The following is a 21,504-nucleotide window of genomic DNA, read 5'->3' on the forward strand; positions in this document are numbered from 1 at the left end:
CGCGGTGACCGCGGACGCGGCCGGCGAGAGTCCGCAGGTGGGGCGGTGTTCCGGGAGTTCGTTACCGCGCCTCGGCGAGGAACGCCAGGCTGAGCGGGTTGTAGAGGTCGGCCTTCTCGTGCTGCGGCCAGTGCCCGCACTCGTTGAAGACCTCCAGACGGGCGCCGGGGATGGCGGCCGCGATGGCCTCGGCCTCCGGGACGTCCCCGAGCGGGTTCTTGTTGCCCCAGACGACCAGGGTCGGGGCCTTGATACGGGCCATACGGTCCGGCCGGAGAAGATTGCGCTCGCGCGTCCCGGGCTCCTGGAGAGCGAGCAGGTTGTGGAGGTTCCGCTGGAAGTCGGGGTGGTGGTAGATCCCGTACCGGACCCGTGTCAGCTCCTCGCCGAGGTCCTCGTCCCACTCCGCCCACAGCAGCCGCAACCGCTCCCGGGTGAAGGACACGTCGTCCTCCAGGGCTGCGGCCCGCGTCGAGGTCTTCAGCCGCTCCATCACCTTCGGGTTGACCTTCGTGCCGCCCATGCACAGCAGTTGCAGCGAGGCGACCCGGTCGGGGTACTCGCTCGCCGCCCAGGACGAGACCCAGCCGCCCAGCGACTCCCCGACCAGGTGCGCGCGTTCGGCGCCGACCGCGTCCAGGTAGGACATCAAGTGCTCGACGTATGCGGGGATTTCGCCCGGGCGGTCCGGTTTGCCGGTGTAGCCGTGACCGAGCATGTCGATGGCGTGGCAGCGGTAGCGCTCGGCGTGCGCCGGAATGTTCCGTACGAACGCCTCAAGGTGGCCGGTCGTGCCGTGCAGGAACACCACGTGCTCGCCGTCCTCGGGGCCGGCCTGCAGGGCGCGGGTCTTGAAGCCGCCGGTCTCCACGTACGCGTGCCGGTAGTCGACGCCGGTCAGTTCGGTCCAGATGCTCATGGCTGCCTTTCGGTGGTCTGTACGGGGTCGAGGACGGCGACGGCCATACCCGTCAGCCACTCGGGCATCGGCTCGTAGGCCAGCCGCCGGCCGGGAACGTGGTCGAGGAGGGCCGCCATGAGCAGCCACGTGCGCACTTCCTGGGCGCCGTTGCCCGCCGCCTTCTCCAGTTCTTCGGTGGAGTACTCGGTGATGCGGTGGGTCAGGCCGTGCTCCACCAGGGAGAGGAACTCGTCGTCGAACTCGGGGTTGAGGGCGGCTTCGGCTGCCCGGATGATCTCCCGGCGCCGGGCGTCGTAGTCCTGCCAGTTCTCCCGGCCGTTCAGCCAGGCGCCGACCATGAACTCCTCGTCTTCGCCGTGCGGATCGCGCCAGTCGGGCCAGGGCAGCCGGTGCGAGAGTCCGCCGGAGCCGATCACCGCGACGCGGCGGTCGCCGGGAAAGGCGAGTACGGCGTCCCTGATGGCGCTGCCCAGCTGCTCGCAGCGCGCGAGAGTGGGCAGCGGAGGGGCGAAGACGTTCACGACGAGCGGGACGATCTCCACGTCCAGTCCGTCGAGCAGGTACTGGACGGCATGCGACTGGCCGTGGTCGATCTGCAGCCGGGCCGAGTACGCGGGGTCGAAACGGCCGCCTTCCACAAGGGAGTTGGCTATGTGGCGGGCAAGCGGCACATCCACCGGCTGCGGCCCTTTCGGGGTGCCGGACTCACCGCTCGCGATGCACTCGCCGACGCCCAGGGTGAAGGAAGGGATGAGGTCCAGCCAGAAGCCCCGGAAGTGGTTGGAGCCGACGAGGATCACGGTGTCGGGGCGGGCCGCCGCGAGCTCGTCGCGCGCCGCCTTCAGCGCGTCGCGGAACCGTTCCGCGCGGTCCTTGTGGAGGGTCTCCTCCCAATGGGTGTTCATCAGCGTGCTGTGCGAGGCACCCACGCCCAGGACGATCTCGGTCATGCTTCCACCTCGGTCCGGGAGCGGGTGACGGTGTCGACGGCCGTACGGATCAGATGACGCGTCAGCTTCTCCATGGCCCGTACGTCGACGGTGTTCATGCCCTTCGCGAAGTCGATCTCGAAGGGGGCCTCGGTGACCTTCGGCATGCCGACGCGGACGGTGGGGATGCCGCGACCGCGCAGGATGTTGGCGTCGGTGGCGCCGCTGTTGCCGCGGACGATGCTGTGTTCGCGTCCCTCCAGGGACTCCCAACTCGCTTGTGCGGTACGGGAGATCCAGCTGTTGGGGTCGGTCCGTGTGCCGGGGATGGCCAGCACCATCTCGGCGGTCACGTCGGCCTTCGGCAGCTTGTCGAGGGCCGCGAGGAACTCCCGCTTGGCCTGCATGGGTGTCGTGTCTGGACTGATGCGGAGGTCCACCATGAGCGTGCAGGCGGCCGGGGTCACGGCTGCCATGCGCGGCCAGCCGCCGCGTACCGACGACACGATGCCCTGCGGTGCGACCGTGCCGGCGGTGTGGCGGTCGGCGTACTCGACGAACCACTCCTCCAGGTGCTGGGCGACCTCTCCTGCGCGGGCGATGGCGTTGTCGTACGGGAGCCGGTGGCGCGAGCCGACGTAGGTGTGGGTGCCGCGGACGGTGACCTCGAACCAGACGAGGCCGACCTCGTCCCAGGAGATGGTCCAGCCGGGCTTGGCGATGACCGCGTAGTCGGCCCACACGCCCTGCTCCAGCAGGAACGAACAACCCACTCCCTGACCGGTGTTGTACCGGACGCCGACCGGACGCGCGTTGGTGGGCATACCGCCCGCGCCGAACGCGGCGACCAGATCGCCGGTGAGCGGGATCCCGGCCCGGGCGATCGCCTCGGCGGCCATCATCACGCAGGCGGCGTGCCCCTTCGGGTTGGACGCCCCGAGTCCGGTCACCAACTCCCCGTCGACGACGGCCTTCGGGCGCATGTCGTCCCTCAACTCCGGCCCGATCCAGGGGAGATCCTCGCTCTCCTCACCCACGGTCAGGGTGTCGATCGGGGCGTAGAGCATGAGGTCGGGGCCGGTTCCGTCGCCCTCGACGCGTGCCCAGACATTGGCCTGGCGGTCGTCGAGCGGCTGCACCTGGGCCCGGCATCCGGCGTGCGAAAGAGTGGCGGCGATGTGTTGAGCAAGGGGCCCTTCGTCGCCGGTCGGGCTCGGGATGTCGACGAGTCCGACGACGAGTTCGCGCAGCCGATCGGGGGTGACGTGCCGCCAGGCTTCGGTGACCCAGGCGCTTCGTCGGCCGTCCAGCCCGGCCAGGCCAGCCGGTTGACCGCCGGTCACTGGTTGATCCTGTGGACCTGGGTCATGGTGGTGCGCTCGAAGCGCTTCTTGGCCGGCGGGAGCGCGAGGGCGAGCGCGGCTCCGGCCAGCAGGGTGAGCAGGGTGCGGCCCATGGTCAGCCCTTCTTTCCGTTGACGGGTCCGGCGGCGTCGACCGCGGCGAGCTTCTTGGCGTACTCCTCCTCGCTGAGGTTCCGCCAGGCGGTCAGCGAGATGTCGGGGCGATAGAGCTTCTCCGGGGGCGCGTCGGTGACGTCGACCATCCAGGCGTCCTGGCCGGAGAACTGTCCGTGGAACAGCCAGCGGATGGCGCCCAGGTACTTGGTGTAGAAGCCGAGGGTCTTCCAGCCCTCGGTGAAGTTGACCATCACGCCGACGTAGCGGTGGTGGTCGGCGTCGACGGGGACGTAGAACTCGTAGTGGATGAAGTTGGGGTAGGCGATGCGCAGCACGCCCGGCATGGACAGGGACGCGAAGCCCGGAAACTCCTGGGCCTCGATGACCGGGTCGACCTTGTCCGCCTTGCCGGTGTTGCCGAGGTTGAAGGTCTCCTTGGGCGGTTGTTGCTTCCACCAGCGCTTGTTGGACCAACGGCCCACGCCCGGAAAGTCGGCCTCCCAGTGGACCTCGTCCTGCACCCGGAAGATCCAGCGCCCCTGGGGGACGATCCTGGTGATGTTCCAGGTGGGCATCGCCTTGAACAGCCGCCACAGCGCGGTGCGGTGCAGGTACTTGGCGTGGCCCTCGTCGAAGCCGTTCTCGCAGGCGAACCGCCAGTTGCCGCCGCGGGGTTCGATGCGACCGCCCATGACGAAGCCGTTGGAGACGAGTTCTTCGGGAAGCTGCTCGTCGATCGGGTGCGGTTCCTCGTCGGCGACGGGGATGTACACCCACACCATGCCGAGGCGTTCCTCGACCGGGTACGTCTTCACCTCGACCTTGCCGGTCAGCCGGCAGTCGGGGCCGTCGGTGATGACCGCGCAGAGCTTGCCGGTGGGCAGGTCGAACGTCCAGCCGTGGTACGGACAGCTGACCGTGCCGGGGAACTGCTGGTTGCCCTCGGACAGCGGCACACCGCGGTGCGGGCAGCGGTTGTGCAGCGCGTACGCCTTGCCTCCGTCCCGGATCAGCGTGATCTTCTCGCCGCAGAGCGTGAAGGGGAGCGGTTTGCCGGTGATGTGGCTGGACCAGGTGACCGGATACCAGTAGCCGCGGAAGCCGGCCGCCGCCGCGTCGTAGTGGGGCCACGTCGACCAGTCCTGCCGGCCGGGCTGCCGACCTGGCTGCCCGGCCGGTCTGCGGCTGCTTCGGTCGGTGCCCTTGGAGGCGAGCGAGTCCTCACCCGTCGTCATCGTGCGTGACCTCCTGCTGCCGTCGGAACATGGCTTCGAGCATCGGGGGGCGCACGGGATCCGCCTACGGACCCGTTCCGCTGAGCAGACCGCGATCCATGCCCGCCGCCGTGCCGCGTTCTACGGTTTGTCAATCCCCGGGCCGCACCCGATGACCAACCCACCGAGGCACTCATGGAGACACAGGCCGCGCTGCGCGGATGGTTCACCGAACAGACGAAGGGATCGTGATGACGAAGGCCATCGAGGCCGACCGGCCGCCGTCCGGCACGTCAGCCGTCAACGGAAGCCGCGGCGCGGCCGTGTCCGTCGACAAAGTGGACATCCGGTTCGGCTCCTTCCACGCCGTACGCGGCATCTCACTGGACATCGCCGCCGGTGAATTCCTCTGTCTGCTCGGTCCGAGCGGCTGCGGCAAGTCCACTCTGCTGTCCGCGCTGGCCGGCTTCGTACGGCCGCACCAGGGCGGCCTCACCGTCGACGGCGTCACGATCGGCGGCCCCGATCCCGACCTCGGCATGGTCTTCCAGAGCAGCGAGGCGCTCTTCGACTGGCTGACGGTCCGTCAGAACGTGGCGTTCGGTCCTCGGATGCGCGGCAAGTCCCGTGCCGAGCAGGCCAAGTTGGCCGACGAGTACCTCGCCCTGGTCGGGCTGCGGCACTGCGCCGACCGGTTCCCGGACCAACTGTCCGGCGGGATGCGCCAGCGGGTGCAGATCGCCCGCGTGCTGGCGAACGAACCGCGGGTCGTGCTGATGGACGAACCGTTCGGCGCGCTCGACGCACAGACCCGGCAGGTGCTGCAGGAGGAGATGGGCCGTATCTGGCGGGCATCGGGCTGCACCGTCGTCTTCGTCACCCACGACATCGACGAGGCGATCCTGCTGGCCGACCGCGTCGCCGTGATGACGGCGGGACCGGCGGCCTCGATCAAGTCCGTCTACCCCGTCGACCTGCCCAGGCCGCGCGACGAGACCGACCCCGCGGCCCTCGAACTGCGCCGCGCCCTGCGGGACGACATCGGCGAAGAGGTACGCAAGGCCCTGCGCGACCAGGGCCTCGACCCGGAGGTGGACGCATGACGGTCGTCACGGCGAAACCCGTCGCCGAGCCGCGAGTCGAGCGGCGTGCGTTGCGGGACGCCGCGCGAGGACTGCGCGGGATCCTCGTGTCCGTGGTGTCCGTCCTCGTCGGCATCGGCATCTGGCAGCTGCTGGCGATGCAGTACGGTGCCTCCTTGGTCGCCTCCCCGAGCGCGACCCTGGACGCGGCGGGCGAACTCGCGGGCGACGGAACGCTCACCAACTCGATCATCGCCTCCAGCCGCCGCATCCTGATCGGCTGGGGACTCGGTCTCCTGGTGGGCGTACCGGTCGGCCTGCTCATCGGGCAGATCAAGCTCGTACGCCAACTCCTCGACCCGTACATCGAGTTCTTCCGCTTCATCCCGCCGGTCGCGTTCGTGACGCTGGCGGTGGTGTGGCTGGGCATCGGTGAGTCGTCGAAGGTCGTGCTGATCTTCTACACGGCGGTCTTCATCGTCACGCTGAACACGAGCGCCGGCGTGATGGCCGTGAGCGAGTCGAAGCTGCGCGCGGCGGCGAGTCTGGGCGCGAGCCGTCGGCAGATCCTGCAGGGCATCGTGCTGCCGTCGACGGTGCCGTACATCGTCACCGGTGCGCGCCTCGCCATGGGCAACAGCTTCCTGACCATCGTCTCCGCCGAGATCGTCGCCGCCCAGGTCGGGCTCGGCTCGCTGATCTGGACGTCCCGCAACTACGGCCGCATCGACTGGGTCTTCGTCGGGATCATCACCTTGGGCATCCTGGGGTTCGTCTTCGACCGCGTGCTGCGGATCGTCGCCTCCCGGGTCCTGCGTCGATACGGAGTGAAGCTGTGAGTGGCGAGACCTCGCGTGCCCTTGTCCTGGAAGAGTTCGGTACCCTGCCCCGGTTGGTGCAGCGGCCGGTGCCCGTACGGGAGCCCGGCCAGACCCTCGTACGCGTACGGGCGGCGCAGGTGGGCCACCTCGATCTGAACGTCGTGGACGGCAAGTTCGGCATCCTGCCGGATCTGCCCGCGGTGCCGGGCACCACGGCGTGCGGGGTGGTTCTGGCCTCGGACACGCACGCCGAGGGCAGCCTGGTCAGGGTCAATGGCAAGGGTCTTGGGCTGCGTCGGGACGGGTGCTGGGCCGAGCACGCGGTCGTGCCCGACGCCGCCGCGGTCCCCGTGCCCGATGGCACGGATCCCGCGCTGGCGTGCAGTTTCTTCTCACCGGCGGGCACGGCCTGGGCCGCGGTGCACTCGGTCGCGGCGATACGGCCCGGCGAGCGGGTCATGGTGACCGGCGCGGCGGGCGCGGTCGGCGCGCTGACCGTCCAGGTCGCCGCGCGTGCCGGAGCCGAGGTGATCGGGGTGGTGGGCCGCCCGGCCAAGCTCGGCCATGTGCCGGCGCCCGGGAAGCCGGTCCTGGCGGCCGAGTTGTCGCCTGAGGCGGTGGGCGGGCAGGTGGACGCGCTCATCGACACCGTCGGCGGGCCGGTGCTGCGGGACGCGCTCGGGCTCGTCCGTCCACGCGGGCGCGTCGCACTGGTCGGCTACACCGCCGGACGCGAATTCACCGTGGACCTCGCGGACTTCCTGCTCGCCGACGTGGCACTGCTGCCCGTCAATCTGATGTCACGGGGCAGGGAGGTCGCCGCGGACGCCGAGCGGATGCTGGGCGAACTGGCGTCAGGGGAGCTGACGTTGCCGATCGAACGGTACGGGCTTGATGGGCTGGCGGAGGCCGTGGAGAGGCTGCGTACCGGGGAGGCGGTGGGGAAGGTGGCGCTGGATTTGTCCTGACACCGATCAGGCAGGACTGTCCCACAGCACGTGCAGGGTGGGGGGCTTACGGAAGACCAGACCGTGCGCAGTGGCGGGGCGGTCCGGGTCGAGGCGCAGGGCGGGGAGGCGTTCGAGCAGACGCTGGAGGGCGATGCGGGTCTCCAGGCGGGCGAGGTGCGCGGCAAGGCAGTAGTGCGGGCCGTGTGCGAAGGCCAGTTGGAGCCGCGCGTTCTCGCGTCGGACGTCGAACCGGTCGGGGTCGGCGAAGACGGCAGGGTCGCGGTTGGCACCCGTCAGAGAGACGGTGACCAGGTCACCCCGGCGGATCGCGGCCGGGCCGAGGACGATGTCAGCGGTGGCGTAGCGGTCCACGACCGCCGCACCGGGTTCCAGGCGCAGCGATTCCTCTATCGCGCCGTCCAGCAGGTCGGCGTCGGCCCGGACCAGTGCGAGTTGGTCCGGATGTCGCAGCAGGTGCAGCAGCGCGTTGGTGATCATCGCCTCGGTGGTCTCGATACCTCCGAACATCAGCACCGCGGCATTGGACGCCACCTCGGGCAGCGCCAACTGCCCGGCGGCGGAGACAAGGAGCGAAGAACCTCCGCGGCCGGCGACGGTTGCTTCCACGGCGGCCCGTAGTCGCGCGTACGCCGCGGCACCGGCGGGCTCCGCCTCATGTCCGGCGGTGATGGCCGAGACCGACCGCACTATGGAGTCGTACCAGGAGAGCACCGTGACCGGGGTGGTGCCGACGAGCCCGAGTGCCTCGGTCACGACGGCGACCGCGAGCGGGCCCGCGAAGGCACGTCGCAGTTCGACGGCGCCCGTCGGCTGCAGTGTGGTGATGATCCGGTCGGTCTCCCGCTCGATGAACGAAGCGAACCCGTCACGCACCGTCCGAGGACGGAAAGCAGAGGTGAAGGGCTCACGGTGGCGGGTGTGCTGGTCACCGTCCAGGGACAGCATGCTCGGCCCGACGACCTGTGCGGTGGAGAACCGAGGGTCGTCGACGGTGAATGTCTCGGCATCCCGCATCACGCTCAACGCGAGGTCGCGACGCGTCACCAACCAGCCGTCCAGCTCCGGCAGCCAGGACACGGGCTCATGCGCACGCAGCAACGCCAGTCGCGGGTGCGGATCCCGCGCGAGTTCGGCGAGCGTGGTCGCGGCACCGAGCGGGAAGGAGTCGACGCGGTTCATCGCGAACCTCGGTCGTACAGCGGGAAACCGATCACAGCCAAGGCTAACAACGTCTCTTCGGGCAAGGCGGGTTGGGCTTCGCGGTTCCAGGGCGCGCTACGTGGAGTAAACGTGTCGCCTCCCGCGTTGTGACACCTGTTGCGACGACGACAGCGGGGTGGACTGCGGTCCACCGCTGGGAGGGGACGGAAGCCGATGAGCCTTCGTCAGTACGAGTACGCCCTGGCCGTTGCCGAGGAGGGCTCGGTGACGGCGGCGGCGGAGCTGCTGCACGTCGCTCAACCGTCGGTGTCCCAGCAGATCCGCGGCCTGGAGCGGGAACTCGGCGTGGAACTGTTCGCCCGCACGCCGACCGGGCTGGTGCCCACCGTGGTCGGCCGCGCGTTCCTGCGGGAGGCGGAGGTCGCGGTGAGGGCATCGCGGCGGGCGAGGGCGACGGCGCGGGCCGGTGCCGACGAGCTGGTGGGTGAGCTGGTGGTCGCGGTGCAGATGGGCTTCGGCACACGGCAGCTGCCAGGTGCGCTGGGCGCGCTGCGTCGCCGTTTCCCGCGGCTGGAGGTCACCGTCTTCGAGGAGCCCAGCTCCGCCGAGCTGGAGCGGCTGTGTCGCCGGGGCGTGCTGAACCTCGCGTTGATGGCGGCGTGCGAGCGGAGCCCCGCCAACGCCCACCACCTCGGCGACGAGGAGTTCGTCGTGGTGCTGGGCGCCGGGCACCCGCAGCTCGCCGCGGACCGGGTCGAGCTGCGCGAACTGGACGGGGAGCCGTGGGTGAGGTTCGACCGCGACAGCGCGCTCGACGGCGTACTGCTGAACGTGCTGCGGGACAACGATCTGACCCCGACCACGGCCGCCCGCGTGTCCCAGACGGCGACGGCCGTGCGCTGGGCCGCCCACGGGCTGGGAGTGACACTCGTCCCGGCCTCCGCGGTGCCCCACGGTCACGAGCACCTCGTCCGCCCGGTGTCCCCGGTTGTCCCCCAGCCCGTCATCGCCGTGCTCCGGCAGGGTGCGGGCCCGGCGGAGACGGCCCTGCTCGAATTCCTGCGTCAGGAGAACTGGTCCGGGTCCGCTTTCTTCTCACCGGTGTCCTGACGGCCGGGAAGGAGGCGGGCGCCACTGAATTCTTTTTGTCGAAACCGGCATTCTAGAATTCAGCCGGTGTCACCCCATGGGGAATTCTCCGCCGTCCACGATGAAATTCCTTCCGGTCAGCCAGCTCGCCCTGTCGGAGACGAGGTACAGCACCGCGTGGGCGATGTCGTCGGGCTGACCCTCGCGACCCAGCGGCGGGGTGTCGTTGGCGTTGGTCTCGCCCGGCGCCGCGTTCAGGCGTGCCCACTGCTCCCGCGTTGCTTCGCCGCCGGGGGTGGCCGTTCTGCCAGGGGACACGGTGTTGACCCGGATTCCGAACGGGGCCAGTTCCAGGGCCAGTCCCCGGCTGTAGTTCTCCAGTGCCGCCTTCGCCGCCGTGTAGTGCAGGAACGGTCCCATCGGAGTGAGAACCGCGGCCGACGAGACGTGCAGGATCATCCCCGAACGCCGTTCCCGCATCCCCGGTACCAGCAGCGAATCCAGCCGCACCGACGCCAGGTAGTTCCAGTCCAGCGCGGCCTGCCACTCCTCGTCGGGGATGGCCGAAGTGTCCTTGTACGGTTGCGCCCCACCCGTGTTGTGGACCAGGACGTCCACTCCGCCGAGCACCTCCTGCGCGGCCGCGGCGAGCGTCTCCGCGCCGGCCCGTGTCCGCACGTCGGCCGCCACGAAGGCGGCCCCCTCCGGCACCGTGCTCGTCGCCGACCTGGCGGTCGTGAGCACCTCGGCGCCCGCGTCCAGGAGTTGACGCACGACGGCCGCTCCTATTCCGCGAGAACCACCCGTGACCAGGGCCCGCTTTCCCTTGAGTTCTCGCGTTTCCGATCCGTTTTCGATCGTGGTCATGCCACCGGTCCTCTCGATCGCGTAATTGTCCGCTCGACGGAAAAGGGTCGACGTGCGCAGAGCGCGAATCTTCGGAGAAATCGCGGTGAGCACTTCGTCGAGCTGTTTCACGGTACGTACGGAAAAGAACGAGAGGCAAAGACGAAATGTCAGCACGTGCTATAGGGAACTCCTATGGCGCCCCGGCCCCTGCGCCCGTGACCGACACAGGAAGCGGATCGAGGCGACCCCGTCCACCACGTCATGGAAGATGCTGGTGTCAGGCGAGCACGACCACGGCATGGCCCCGGCAGCAGATGGTGCCGGGATCTTCGCCGTCCGGGGCTCCACACCGCTCCACGAGGTCGAGCGTGACCTCACCGCGTGCGGGATCGACCTCTCGTACCGTGCCGGTGACCACGAGCCGGTCCCCCGCGTGCGCGGGCGCCCGGTTCTGCCAGGCGACCTCGCGTACCCGCCCGGTTTCGCCGGCGAAACCAGCCGCGGCCCGGTGGAAGAGGCAGCCGTGCAACTGGGCCATGACGACCGGGCCGGCCAGCCCTTCGGACTGGGCGAAGGCGGTGTCGTAGTGGATGCGATGGGTGTTGCGCGTGACGGCGCCGAAACGCAGCAGGACGACCGAGTCGGGCGTGAACTCCACGGGCGGCACCGGCTGCCCGGCGATGACCTGACGCTAGCCAGGGCCGCCCCATGCCACCACGGAACCGGCCCGCTCAGCGGACCATTCCGCTTGGGCCGAGCTCCCCTCGCCGGACACCATGCGGGGCATGGAGCTCATGGACATTCAGCCGCCTCCGCCGGGCACCTACGCGGAGGCGGACGGCGTCACGTATCACTACATCGAGTTGGGTGAGGGAAGCCCCACCGTCTTTCTGCACGGTGGCGGCCCGGGGTGCACGGGCTGGTCGGACTTCGGACAGGTGGCACCGCTGTTCGCCGCGGACCGCCGGTGCTTCCTCGTCGACATCCTGCAGTACGGGAAGTCCGCGAAGCCGGTCATCAAGGGCCCCATGTGGGACTACCACGCCGCCAAGACCGTGGCACTGCTCGACTCGCTGGGCGTGGAACGCGCCGACTTCATCTGCAACTCGTGGGGCGGGACCATCGCCCTCAACCTGGCCGCCAAGTACCCCGAGCGGGTGCGCTCCCTCGTCGTCACCGGCAGCATGCCGGTCTTCTACGGGCCCCTCGCGCCGCTTCCCGAGGGCGCCCGCCGCGGTCGCAACGCCCGGGATGTGTACTACGGCGGCGACGGCCCCTCGCCGGAGAAGATGCGCGAGCTGATGGCCCGCCTGGAGTGGTACGACGCGGACGCCGTCCCCGAGGGCACGGTGAGGCTGCGCCACGAACAGAGCCTCGACCCCGAGGAGATGGCGCTCGCCGCCGCCTCGGACAACCCGCGCGGCGACTGGCAGGACCTCACCGGAGAACTGGGCCGGATCGAGGCGCCGTCACTCTTCATGTGGGGCATGTACGACGCGTTCCTGACCCCGGACTACCCGCTGATGCTTGCCCGGATGGTGCCCCGGGGCAACCTCCACGTGATGAGCCGGACGTCGCATCACCTCCAGGAGGAGCGACCGTACGACTACTACACCGTCGTCACCGGTTTCCTGAACCAGCAGCACGACTGACTCCCCACCGACACTCACCGGAGGAAACGTGAGCGAGGCGGCTCCGCGCGTCGTCGAACTGTCCAGTCCCTTCGCCCGTTTCGCGGGCAGGCTCCTGGTGGGCCTCGGTCACGAGGTGGTGCTGGTCGAACCGCCGGGAGGCGATGCGACCCGGCACGAACTCGACGGCGCCGCCTTCGCGCACTGGCACGCCGGGAAGCGCTCGGTGACGCTCGATACGGGCACGCCCGAAGGTGCTGCTGAGCTGCGCCGGCTCCTTGAGGGCGCGGACGCGCTGCTCGACGGGAGCACCGCGGGTGCCGAGCCGGTCGCCGCCGGTCTCGGCCATCTCGTACATGTACGGGTCACCCCGTTCGGCTGCGTCGGCCCGCGCAGCTACTGGCAGGGCACCGATCTGGTGGTGGCCGCGCTCGGCGGCATGCTGGCGCAGGTCGGCGATCCGGACGGTCCGCCGCTGCGGCTGCCGGAGAACCAGGCGGAGCAACTCGCGGGTGTCAACGCGGCGATCGGCGTCCTGCTCGGCCTGCGGGCGCGGCGTAAGGGCCCGGGGCAGCTCATCGATGTGTCCGCGCAGGCGTGCGTGGCCGCCGCACTGGAGGCGGGCGCCCTCGCCTACCTGCACGAGGACCGGGTCCCGTCGCGTCCCGGGCGGGTGCATCCGCTGGTCCCGCACGGGTTGTTCCGGGCCGCGGACGGTCATCTGGGCGGAGGGCTCGGCGGCAGCCCCCGCATGTGGGACGCGCTGCTCGCCTGGCTGCGCGAGGAGGGCGCGGAGGCCGATCTGGCGGAGCCCCGGTGGCAGGATCCCGTCGAGCGCAAGAAGCACCAGGAGCATGTGTTCAAGGTCGTGCAGGACTTCGTGGGTACGTGGCCGAAGGCCGAGTTCGCGGAGCGGGCGCAGGCCAGGAAACTGCCGTGGGCCGCCGTCGACCTGCCCGACGAACTGCCGGACAACCCGCAGCTCGCCGCGCGCGGCTTCTTCACCCAGGTGCGGACGGAGCAGGGAGACCGGACCGACCTCGGCTTCCCCTTCGCGTTCCCCGAAGGCCGCCGCGTCACGTCGCTCACCGTGCCCCTGCCCGGTGCCGACCAAGCGCTGCTCGACGCACCTCGTCCGCCGCGCCCGGCCGACGGTGGCTCCCCCGGCCTTCCCGCGCTGGACGGCGTACGCGTCCTGGACCTGACCTGGGTGCTCGCGGGCCCGTACTGCACAAAGATCCTGGCCGACCACGGCGCCGACGTCATCAAGGTCGAATCCGTCCGGCGCCCCGATCCGACCCGCTTCGCGCCCTTCATGCACCTCTCCCGGAACGACCGCACGGACCCGAACACGAACGGCTACTTCAACGAGGTCAACCGGAACAAGCGCAGCATCGCCCTCGACACGCGGACCGAGGAGGGCGTCGCGGTGCTCCGCGAACTCATCGCCTCCTGCGACGTCCTCGTGGAGAACTTCAGCGCCACCGTCATGACCGGGCTCGGCCTCGGCTACGAGGCGCTGCGCGAGATCAACCCGGGCCTCGTCTACGTGAGCATGTCGGGCATGGGCCACACCGGCCCGCGGTCCGGCTGGGTGTCGTACGCGGACACCGTCTCGGCCAGTGGCGGGCTGACCGGGCTCACCGGCTGGGGCCCGGACGACGTGGTGGGCGTGATCTACGGACACGGCGACATCGTCGCGGGACTTCAGGCCGCACTGGCCACGGTCGCCGCGCTGGAGCACCGCGCGGAGACGGGCCGCGGACAGCACGTCGACCTCTCCCAACTCGAGGCGATCGCCGCCCACATGGGAACGAGCCTCCTCACGTCGGCACGGTCGCCGATGGGCAACGCACACCCGCGGTGGAGCCCTCAGGGTGTGTACCGGTGCCTGGGCGCCGACCGCTGGCTGGCCGTCAGCGTCCGCTCGGACGAGGAGTGGACGGCTCTCTGCCATGCGATCGGGCATCCTGAACTGGCCGATGATGAACGGCTGTTGAGCGCTGAGGGCCGCAGGCTGGAGAGCGCGCTGATCGATGGCGTACTCGCCGACTGGGCACGAGGGATGCCCGCCGATGCCGCTGCCGAGCTGTTGCAGGAGCGCGGGATTCCGGCTGGTGCGGTGCAGGACGGTCGTGAACTTGTCGAGCACGACCCTCAGTTGAGGGCCCGTGGCTTCTACGTCCGTCTTGAGCACCCGGCTGCGGGCGCCTTCCTCCACGAGGGTGTGCCCATCCGCCTCACCGGCACACCGGGCGGCATACGCAAGCCGGCGCCCCTGCTCGGTGCCGACACCGACGAGGTGCTGAGCGAGGTGGCAGGCATCGGTCCCGAGCGGCTTCGACGACTTCACGAGGCCGGAGTTCTGCGGTGAGTGGCATCGCGGATGCGCTGACCGTGCCGCAACTCGTCGACGCGGCGGCCGAAAGGTACGGCGACCGGACCTTCCTGCGTATGGGCGACACGACGCGGACGTACACGGAGACCCGCGAGGCGGCCGCCACCATGGCCGGGGCACTCGCGGCACGGGGCTGCGGACCGGGCGACCGGGTCTCGGCCCTGTTGCCCAACCGGATCGAACTCGTCGACCTGATCCTGGGCTGCGCCTGGCTCGGCGCGGTCGTGGTGCCGTTGAACACCGCTCTGCGCGGCCGGTCGCTGCGGCATGTGCTGCACGAAGCTCAGCCGCGATTTCTGTACGCCGAGGCCGAGTTGGCGGAACGTGCCGTCGAGGCGGGCCATCAGGGCACGGTGTGGGTGGCGGGCGAGGAGGACGCCCCTGTGCCCGGCACGACCGGAGCGCTCCCGCCCGCACCGGTACGTCCGCAGGACACCACCGCCATTCTCTTCACCTCGGGCACCACGGGCGCGTCGCGCGGTGTCCGCTGTCCGCAGGCCCAGTTCGTGTGGTGGGGCCGCAACGTCGCGGACTCCCTGCGTCTCACCTCCGACGACGTGCTCTTCACCTGTCTGCCGCTGTTCCACACCAACGCCCTCAACACGCTCGCACACGCCATGACGGTGGGCGCGAGCTGCGTCGTCGGCGGGCGGTTCTCCGCCACGCGGTACTGGGCGCAGGTCGCCGAGTCCGGTGCGACCGCGGTGTACCTGCTCGGTGCGATGGTGCCCATGCTGCTGGCGCAGCCGCCGGGCCCTCAGGACCGGGCGCACCGGGCGTGGCGCGGGCTGTCGCCGGCGACCCCGGCCGCCGCGTGGGAGCCGTTCCGCGAGCGCTTCGGCATCCGTCTCGTCGACGGGTTCGGCTCCACCGAGACGAACCTCGTCATCGGCTCCACACCCAAGGAGGCCCGCCCCGGCTGCCTCGGCACCGTACGCGCGGGCTTCTCCGCCCGGGTGGTCGACGAAGGCCTCGCTCCTGTTGCGGACGGGACGCCCGGTGAACTCGTCGTCCGCAGCCACCGGGAGCACGCCTTCTCGACCGGCTATGCAGGCGACGCGGTGGAGCCCTCCGACTCCTGGCGCCGGACCGGCGACCGCGTGATCCGCGAGCCGGACGGCTGGTTCCGTTTCGTCGACCGGATCAAGGACGTCATCCGGCGCCGCGGCGAGAACATCTCCTCGTCCGAGGTGGAGTCGGCGGTCCGCACCCATCCGGCGGTCGCCGAGGCCGCCGCGTTCCCGGTCTCCTCCGAACTGGCCGAGGACGAGGTGATGGTCGCGATCGTCGTCCGCTCGGGCACGGTGCTGGACCTGGAGGACCTGACCCGGCACTGCGCGCTGGAGCTGCCCGCGTTCGCCGTGCCCCGCTACATCGAGACGGTCCCGTCCCTGCCACTGACCGAGACCGGCAAGGTCCGCAAAGCGGCCCTGCGGGAACGTGGCGTCACCGCCGGCACCTGGGACCGGGCACGCACCGCAGGACGCGCCGCCCAGGCCTGACGTCGACGGCCATCTGCTGGGAGTTCAGCCGCCGGTCAGGCCAAGGCATCCGTCAGTGCGACCGGTTGTCCGGTGCGCAGCGACTCGTAGGCGGCCAGCACGATCCGGAGGGTGCGCAGGCCCGTCTCGCCGTCGGGAGACGGCCGCCGTCCGGTGCGTACGGTGTCGAGGAACTCCTCGAGCATGGCGGCGTCCAGGTCGGTCCCGCCCGCCTCCCAGCGGTCGCGACCGGTGGCGGAGTCGAACCCGCCGAGCAGCGGGGGAAAGGCGTCGAACTCCACGATCGCCTTTTCTCCGACGCAGGTCATGGCGAGCCCGCCCCACGTCGGGTGGTCCGGCGGATGGCTCCAACTGGCGTCCACGGCGGCGACCAACCCTCCGGGGTAGCGGATGGTGACCAGGCCCGCGGTCTCGACGGCCGGTGCGGGACCGTCGTCGTCCAGGATGCCGTTCGCCTGGGCGTACACCTCCACCGCCTGCTCGCCGTCCAGCAACGCGTCCACGAGGTCGGCGATATGGACGGTGTGGTCGGCCAGCGCTCCGCCGCCGGCCAGTTCCGGGTCGGCGAACCAGGGGCGCGAACGGGCCGGGTTGGAGCCGTTGTTGGCTCCGTGGACGCTGATCAGCCCGCCGAGTTGGCCGTCGGCCAGCGCGCGGCGCAGGGCGGTGAACGCGGGGCTGAACCGTACAGGATAGGCGGTCATCAGTCCGACCCCGGCGCGCTCACAGGCGTCGATCATGGCTCGTGCGTCCGCCTCCGTCGTCGCGAGGGGCTTCTCGCAGAGCACATGTGCCCCGGTCGCGGCGGCCCGCTCGACCAGGTGCCGGTGCCGGGCGTTCTCGCTGGTGACCACCACGGCGTCGGGACGGAGGGCGAACACCTCGTCCCAGGTGTCGGCGTAGGCGGCACCCAGGCTTTCGGCGAGTTGACGGCCCCGGGTGGGATCGCCCGGCGGGGCGTCGGGGTCCGCGGTGATCAGTTCGATGCCGTCGCGGTCGCGCAGCAGCCCGATGTAGGTCGCGGCGTGCACATGGGCGAAGGACAGTACGGCGACTCTCACTGGTCAATTCCCCCTGTGGGTACGGTGGTTGGCTGTGGGACGAGCGGGGCCAGCGGGGCGAGTTCAACGGTCCGTCCGGTACGCGCGGACTGAGCCGCGGCCTCGGCGATGCGGACGGCCGCCACGCCGTCCCGGCCGCTCACCCGTGGTTCCGGACCACCCGCGAACGCCTCGGCAAACTCGCGGATCTGGGTGAAGTACGGCGACTCCCCGAAGTCTCCGACGGGTATGCCGGCCGCCGGGCCGCCGGTCGCGCGACCGGTGATCCGCAGGTCGAGGTGGGCCTGCGAGTCGTGCTGGACGGTACCGCCGGTGCCCGACACATGGAACGTGGTGCGGAACGGCGTTGCCGGCGGCCCCCACACCCCTACGACCTGTGTGATGGCGCCTCCCGCGTGGGTGAGTACGGCGGTACCGGTGGCGACCGCCCCTTCCGGGGCCGGGGCGGTGAGATGCCCTTGGTGCCGGGCGTGGACCCGTACGACCTCGCCGAAGAGCCAGCGGGCGACGTCCATGTCGTGGATCATCTGGTCCGTCAGAATCCCGCCGGAGCGGGCCGGGTCGGCGAACCAGCCGCTCCAGGTGGGATAGCGGCCGGTGCGGGTGAACCGGGCGACCGCCACCCGGCCCAGGCCGCCTCCGGCGACCAGGTCGCGAAGCCGGGCGTAGGCGGGGAAGAAGCGCACGACATGTCCCGGGTACAGCCTCACCCCGGCCTCCTCCGCCGCGTCGGCCATCTCCCCCGCCTCGGCCGCGCTGAGCGCCAGCGGCTTCTCGCACAGGACATGGGCCCCGGCCGCGACGGCGGCCAGCGTGATCTCCCGGTGGGTGTCGGTCGGCGTGCACACATCCACCACGGCGGCCCCGGCGATCGCCTCACGCAGGGAGTTCACGGATGTCGCGCCGAACTCGCCGGCCAGGGCGGGGGCGCGGCCGTCGGGTGCGTACAGGCGCACCCGCGCGCCGAGGGCGGCCCACGCGGGCAGATGCGTGCGGGCGATGCCGCCCGCACCGATCAGCGCGACTTCGAGTTCTGCCATTGAATTCTCCGACCTCCTGTGGGTTCAGGCCTTGTGTGGTCAGCCCTTTAGGGCGCCGCTGAGTACGCCACTGATGAAGTGCCGCTGGAAGAACAGGTAGACGAGCACCACCGGGGCGATCACAATCAGGGTGGCCGCGGCGAGCAGCGGCACGTCGACGCCGAACTGCCCGGTGAAGAAACCCAGTCCGGCCGGGGCCGTACGGCGGGCCGGGTCCTGGATCAGGATGAGCGGGAGCAGGAACTGGTTCCAGCTCCAGACGAAGTACAGAACGCCCAACGTGGTCACCGCCGGGCGGGAGTTGGGCAGCAGGATCCGCCAGAGCGTCGCCCACGACGAGGCGCCGTCCAGCCGCGCGGCTTCCATCAGGCTGCGTGGCATGGTCGCGAAGTGGGCGCGCATCCAGAAGACCCCGAACGGCATGAACGCGGCGATCTCCGCAAGTGCCAGCCCCGGCACGGTGTTGGTCAGCCCGATGGCGCGCAGGTCGTAGTAGAGCGGGATGATGGTGCCCTCGGTGGGGATGGACAGGCCGAGCAGCAGATACGCGTAGAGCCTTCCCCGGCCGGGAACGTCCAGGGTCGCGAGCGCGTACCCGGCGAGGGTCGCGCACACCACCGCGGCCGGCACCACGCACAGCGCGATGACCACGCTCGACCGCAGCAGTGTGCCGAAGCCGGCCGCGGACCAGGCGCGTGAGAAGTTCTCGAAGTGCAGGCCGTCCGGCAGGGCGAAGCCGGTCAGCGGTGCGCCCGCGGGCTGGAGTGATGCCAGCAGCAGGGAGGCGAACGGTATGAGCACGGCGGCCATGAACAGCGCGAGCACGACGGGTGCCGCCAGCCGCCCGGTGACCGCTCTGGCCGACGAGGTCGGTGAGGTCGACGAGGTCACGGCGCCTCCCTGGACAGCCGGTTGATCACCAGGACGGCGAGGGAGATGACCACCGTCAGCACGATCGCCAGCGCACTGGCGACACCGACCGCGCCGCCCCCGAAGGCCAGGCGGTAGATGAGGATTCCGGGGACGACGGTGCTGTTGCCCGGGCCTCCTCCGGTGGTGATGTAGATGAGGTCGAAGCTGGACAGGGCGGCGATCACGGTGATGGACAGCGCGACCGCGAACTCCGGCCGCAGCAGCGGAACGGTGATCGCCGTGAATTCGCGTACGGGGCCTGCCCCGTCCATCCGTGCCGCCTCGTAGATCTCGGGGTCGATGCGCTGGGTCCCGGACAGGAACAGCACCATGCACAGGCCGGAGACGACCCAGCTGCCGATCAATCCGACGGCCGGCAGGGCCCAGGTGAAGCTGCCCAGCCAGGCGTCGGTGAGGCCGTCCAGGCCGATCGCCCTCAGCGCCTGGTTGAGGGTGCCGTCCTCGGCGTACACCCAGCGCCAGAGGATGCCGACCGCGACCAGCGGGATGACCTGGGGCAGGAACAGCACCGTGCGGACCAGGGTGGTGCCCCGGCGCCCGGCACGCCGGGACACGATCGCCGCCGAGACCAGCCCCAGACAGATGGGCAGGACGGAGAAGAACAGGATCAGCGCACCGGCATGCCAGGCGGCGGCGCGCAGTTGCGGGTCGGTGACGATACGGCCGTAGTTGTCGAGGCCGACGAAGGACGGGAGGGTCACCCCGTCCCAGTCGAACAGTGAGAGGTAAGCGGTGTGCAGCAGCGGTAGTACGGCGAAGAGCGTGTAGGGCAGCAGAGCCGGCAGCAGGTACAGCAACGCCACGGCCCGGCGTCGGCGGCGGCCGGACCGCGCCGGGCGGGGGTGCCTGCGCACGGTGCCGCCCGCCGCGCGCTCCACCCGGCTCTGGGCTCCGGGGGCAGGGGCGGGGCCGGTCAGTCGGTCGGCAGTGGTCATTTGTGGTAGTTCTCGAAGTCCGTCTGGAGACCGGCCAGGAACTTCTCGGCGGTGACCTTGTCTCCGGCGAGCAGCTGCAGCTGGGTGGTGAGGGTGTCGCCCATCGTCGGGCTGGAGGAGTTCTGGATGAACGGCTGCAGACCGGCGTCCTTGACGACCGTCTGCCAGCCCTGCTGGACATCGCCCAGCAGCCCGCTCTGGCTCGGCATGGCGCCCGCGTCGGGAGCCATGAAGCCCGCCTTGGCGGTGATGGCGGCGGCCTCCGCACTGGCGGTGAAGTCGAGGAAGGCGGCGGCCGCGGCAGCGTTCTTCGACTTGCTGGACACGCAGTAGTACACCCCGGCGCCGGTGGTGCGTACCTTCCCGCCGGAGGTGACGGGCGGCATGTTGAAGTAGCCGGCCCCCTCCCCCAGCCCCTCGGCCACCGCCGCCGCGGCCCAGTTGCCGCTGATCCGGAAGACGCCCTCGCCCTTGGCGAACGCGGCGGTGGCGTCGTTGTCGCTGACGCCGTTGACCTTGGGGGTGACATACCCCTCGTCCACCCACCGCTTGAGCGTCTCGGCCGCCTTCTCGGCCTCCGGCAGCACGATGGTGGCGCTCTGGTGGCCATAGGCCCACGCCTCGCGGTCCTTCGGCGTCAGATAGGCCGAGAGCAGCACGTTGAAGGGGTGGTTGAGGCCGCCGTCGAGGTTGCCGGCGACCAGTGCGGTCTCACCGGCCGCCTTGGCCTTGGCGAACAGGGCCTCCAGCTCGTCCAGGGTGGCCGGAGGGACGGTCAGGCCCAGCTTCTGCGCCTTGGCCTTGTTGTAGTAGACGCCTTCGAACGACAGGCCCGCGCCCACCCCGTACAGGTCGCCGGTGCCGACGGTCTTGCCGTCCGGGGTGAGGGTGATCTGGTCCAGACCGGGGAACTTCTCCGCCCAGCCGTACGCCTTGCCGTACTCGCCGACCTTGAGCAGCAGCCGTCCCGGGACGAGGTTCTGCATGCCGGAGGTGAACTGGGCGATGTCGGGGGCGCTGTCGGCCGACATGGTGGTGTTGATGCTCTTGAGGTAGTCGTCCCAGCCGGTGTAGTTGCGCTTGACGGTGATGTTCGGGTGCTTCTTGCGGAAGGCCGCGATGAGGCCCGGGGTCATGGTGGTGTCGTCGGCGTCGGCGACCACCAGCGTGATCTTCTCGTCGGCCGGTATCGCCGTGGAGACGGGGCCGGAACTGCTCTTCTCCGACGACGATGCGCCTGGGGTCAGATCGCTGCACGCGGTGAGCGCCGCGGCGCCGACGGCGCCGGTGGCCGTGAGGAACGTACGTCTGGACAGGGACGACGGGCTGGGGCTCATGGGGTCTCCTGGGCGTGACGGGACAGGGAGAGCTGACGGCAAGGCCGAGCGGCGGTGGAGACGTGATGCATGAGGCCGCGATGGTGTGCGGCGGAGGCGGCGCGAGGAGGGTGGGAAGACGCCGTGGACGGGCCGGGATCGCGGTGGGTCCCGCAAGCGCCGGGTTTCGA

The 21,504-nt window shown here is 70.5% G+C and carries 19 protein-coding genes; 7 read left to right on the forward strand and 12 right to left on the reverse strand.

Annotation, left to right across the window (positions count from 1 at the left end; all coding sequences use genetic code 11):
- Positions 1–61: 61 nt before the first annotated feature.
- From OP79_RS07520 to OP79_RS07535, 4 genes are all read right to left on the reverse strand, one after another.
- Positions 62–919 carry an alpha/beta fold hydrolase gene (locus OP79_RS07520; protein ID WP_033319220.1) on the reverse strand — a complete coding sequence of 286 codons (858 nt, stop codon included), beginning with the start codon at positions 917–919 and terminating at the stop codon, positions 62–64.
- Entirely contained in the window at positions 916–1,872 is a 957-nt protein-coding gene (locus OP79_RS07525; protein ID WP_033319221.1) for a DODA-type extradiol aromatic ring-opening family dioxygenase, read from the reverse strand. The genes OP79_RS07520 and OP79_RS07525 overlap by 4 nt, the downstream gene beginning before the upstream one ends.
- Positions 1,869–3,194 (reverse strand): M20 family metallopeptidase, encoded by a 1,326-nt coding sequence (locus tag OP79_RS07530; RefSeq protein ID WP_033319222.1) that lies wholly within the window; start codon positions 3,192–3,194, stop codon positions 1,869–1,871. Before OP79_RS07530 ends, OP79_RS07525 begins: the two co-directional genes overlap by 4 nt.
- 115 nt (positions 3,195–3,309) lie before the next feature.
- The gene (locus OP79_RS07535) at positions 3,310–4,545 is read right to left on the reverse strand and encodes a Rieske 2Fe-2S domain-containing protein (RefSeq protein ID WP_033319223.1); all 1,236 of its coding nucleotides are present in this window, start codon (positions 4,543–4,545) and stop codon (positions 3,310–3,312) included.
- A gap of 230 nt (positions 4,546–4,775) precedes the next feature.
- Here OP79_RS07535 and OP79_RS07540 point away from each other — a divergent pair, with 230 nt between their 5' ends.
- The 3 genes from OP79_RS07540 to OP79_RS07550 are packed head-to-tail and all read left to right on the forward strand — an operon-like array spanning position 4,776 to position 7,395.
- The gene (locus tag OP79_RS07540; protein WP_051744480.1) at positions 4,776–5,627 is read left to right on the forward strand and encodes an ABC transporter ATP-binding protein; all 852 of its coding nucleotides are present in this window, start codon (positions 4,776–4,778) and stop codon (positions 5,625–5,627) included.
- Entirely contained in the window at positions 5,624–6,445 is an 822-nt protein-coding gene (locus OP79_RS07545) for an ABC transporter permease (protein WP_033319224.1), read from the forward strand. Before OP79_RS07540 ends, OP79_RS07545 begins: the two co-directional genes overlap by 4 nt.
- Entirely contained in the window at positions 6,442–7,395 is a 954-nt protein-coding gene (locus OP79_RS07550) for a quinone oxidoreductase family protein (protein WP_051744481.1), read from the forward strand. The genes OP79_RS07545 and OP79_RS07550 overlap by 4 nt, the downstream gene beginning before the upstream one ends.
- A 6-nt stretch (positions 7,396–7,401) precedes the next feature.
- Here OP79_RS07550 and OP79_RS07555 read toward each other — a convergent pair whose 3' ends face one another.
- The gene (locus OP79_RS07555) at positions 7,402–8,577 is read right to left on the reverse strand and encodes a cytochrome P450 (protein ID WP_033319225.1); all 1,176 of its coding nucleotides are present in this window, start codon (positions 8,575–8,577) and stop codon (positions 7,402–7,404) included.
- Between the two features lie 195 nt (positions 8,578–8,772).
- On the opposite strand from OP79_RS07555, the gene OP79_RS07560 reads away from it, so the two are divergent.
- Positions 8,773–9,669, forward strand: a complete 897-nt coding sequence (locus OP79_RS07560; protein WP_033319226.1) for a LysR family transcriptional regulator — start codon at positions 8,773–8,775, stop codon at positions 9,667–9,669.
- Between the two features lie 69 nt (positions 9,670–9,738).
- Here OP79_RS07560 and OP79_RS07565 read toward each other — a convergent pair whose 3' ends face one another.
- Both OP79_RS07565 and OP79_RS07570 read right to left on the reverse strand, forming a co-directional pair.
- On the reverse strand, positions 9,739–10,515 hold the full coding sequence (locus OP79_RS07565; protein ID WP_033319227.1) for an SDR family oxidoreductase: 777 nt from the start codon (positions 10,513–10,515) through the stop codon (positions 9,739–9,741).
- A gap of 259 nt (positions 10,516–10,774) precedes the next feature.
- Positions 10,775–11,155, reverse strand: coding sequence for a hotdog family protein (locus OP79_RS07570; RefSeq protein ID WP_245685240.1), 381 nt, complete (start codon positions 11,153–11,155; stop codon positions 10,775–10,777).
- A gap of 127 nt (positions 11,156–11,282) precedes the next feature.
- On the opposite strand from OP79_RS07570, the gene OP79_RS07575 reads away from it, so the two are divergent.
- Genes OP79_RS07575 through OP79_RS07585 form a run of 3 tightly spaced genes read left to right on the forward strand, consistent with a single transcriptional unit; the run spans position 11,283 to position 16,028 of the window.
- Positions 11,283–12,149 carry an alpha/beta fold hydrolase gene (locus OP79_RS07575; RefSeq protein ID WP_106972318.1) on the forward strand — a complete coding sequence of 289 codons (867 nt, stop codon included), beginning with the start codon at positions 11,283–11,285 and terminating at the stop codon, positions 12,147–12,149.
- Positions 12,150–12,177: 28 nt separating this feature from the next.
- Positions 12,178–14,502, forward strand: coding sequence for a CaiB/BaiF CoA-transferase family protein (locus OP79_RS07580; protein WP_033319229.1), 2,325 nt, complete (start codon positions 12,178–12,180; stop codon positions 14,500–14,502).
- Positions 14,499–16,028 (forward strand): crotonobetainyl-CoA--carnitine CoA-transferase, encoded by a 1,530-nt coding sequence (locus OP79_RS07585; RefSeq protein WP_033319230.1) that lies wholly within the window; start codon positions 14,499–14,501, stop codon positions 16,026–16,028. Before OP79_RS07580 ends, OP79_RS07585 begins: the two co-directional genes overlap by 4 nt.
- Before the next feature lie 35 nt (positions 16,029–16,063).
- Here the strand turns inward: OP79_RS07585 and OP79_RS07590 are convergent, their stop codons facing one another.
- The 5 genes from OP79_RS07590 to OP79_RS50370 are packed head-to-tail and all read right to left on the reverse strand — an operon-like array spanning position 16,064 to position 21,334.
- Positions 16,064–17,089, reverse strand: coding sequence for a Gfo/Idh/MocA family protein (locus OP79_RS07590; RefSeq protein ID WP_033319231.1), 1,026 nt, complete (start codon positions 17,087–17,089; stop codon positions 16,064–16,066).
- Complete coding sequence (locus tag OP79_RS07595; protein ID WP_051744483.1) at positions 17,086–18,129, reverse strand: Gfo/Idh/MocA family protein; 1,044 nt, start codon at positions 18,127–18,129, stop codon at positions 17,086–17,088. Before OP79_RS07595 ends, OP79_RS07590 begins: the two co-directional genes overlap by 4 nt.
- Before the next feature lie 39 nt (positions 18,130–18,168).
- A complete protein-coding gene (locus OP79_RS07600; protein ID WP_245685241.1) occupies positions 18,169–19,020 on the reverse strand; it encodes a carbohydrate ABC transporter permease in 852 nt (283 codons plus the stop codon).
- Positions 19,017–19,997: a carbohydrate ABC transporter permease gene (locus tag OP79_RS07605; protein WP_033319232.1), complete on the reverse strand. Its 981-nt coding sequence runs from the start codon at positions 19,995–19,997 to the stop codon at positions 19,017–19,019. Before OP79_RS07605 ends, OP79_RS07600 begins: the two co-directional genes overlap by 4 nt.
- Positions 19,994–21,334 carry an ABC transporter substrate-binding protein gene (locus OP79_RS50370; RefSeq protein WP_051744484.1) on the reverse strand — a complete coding sequence of 447 codons (1,341 nt, stop codon included), beginning with the start codon at positions 21,332–21,334 and terminating at the stop codon, positions 19,994–19,996. The genes OP79_RS07605 and OP79_RS50370 overlap by 4 nt, the downstream gene beginning before the upstream one ends.
- Between the last annotated feature and the right edge of the window lie 170 nt (positions 21,335–21,504).

This window comes from Streptomyces yerevanensis, assembly GCF_000716805.1.
Classification (GTDB): Bacteria; Actinomycetota; Actinomycetes; order Streptomycetales; family Streptomycetaceae; genus Streptomyces; species Streptomyces flaveus.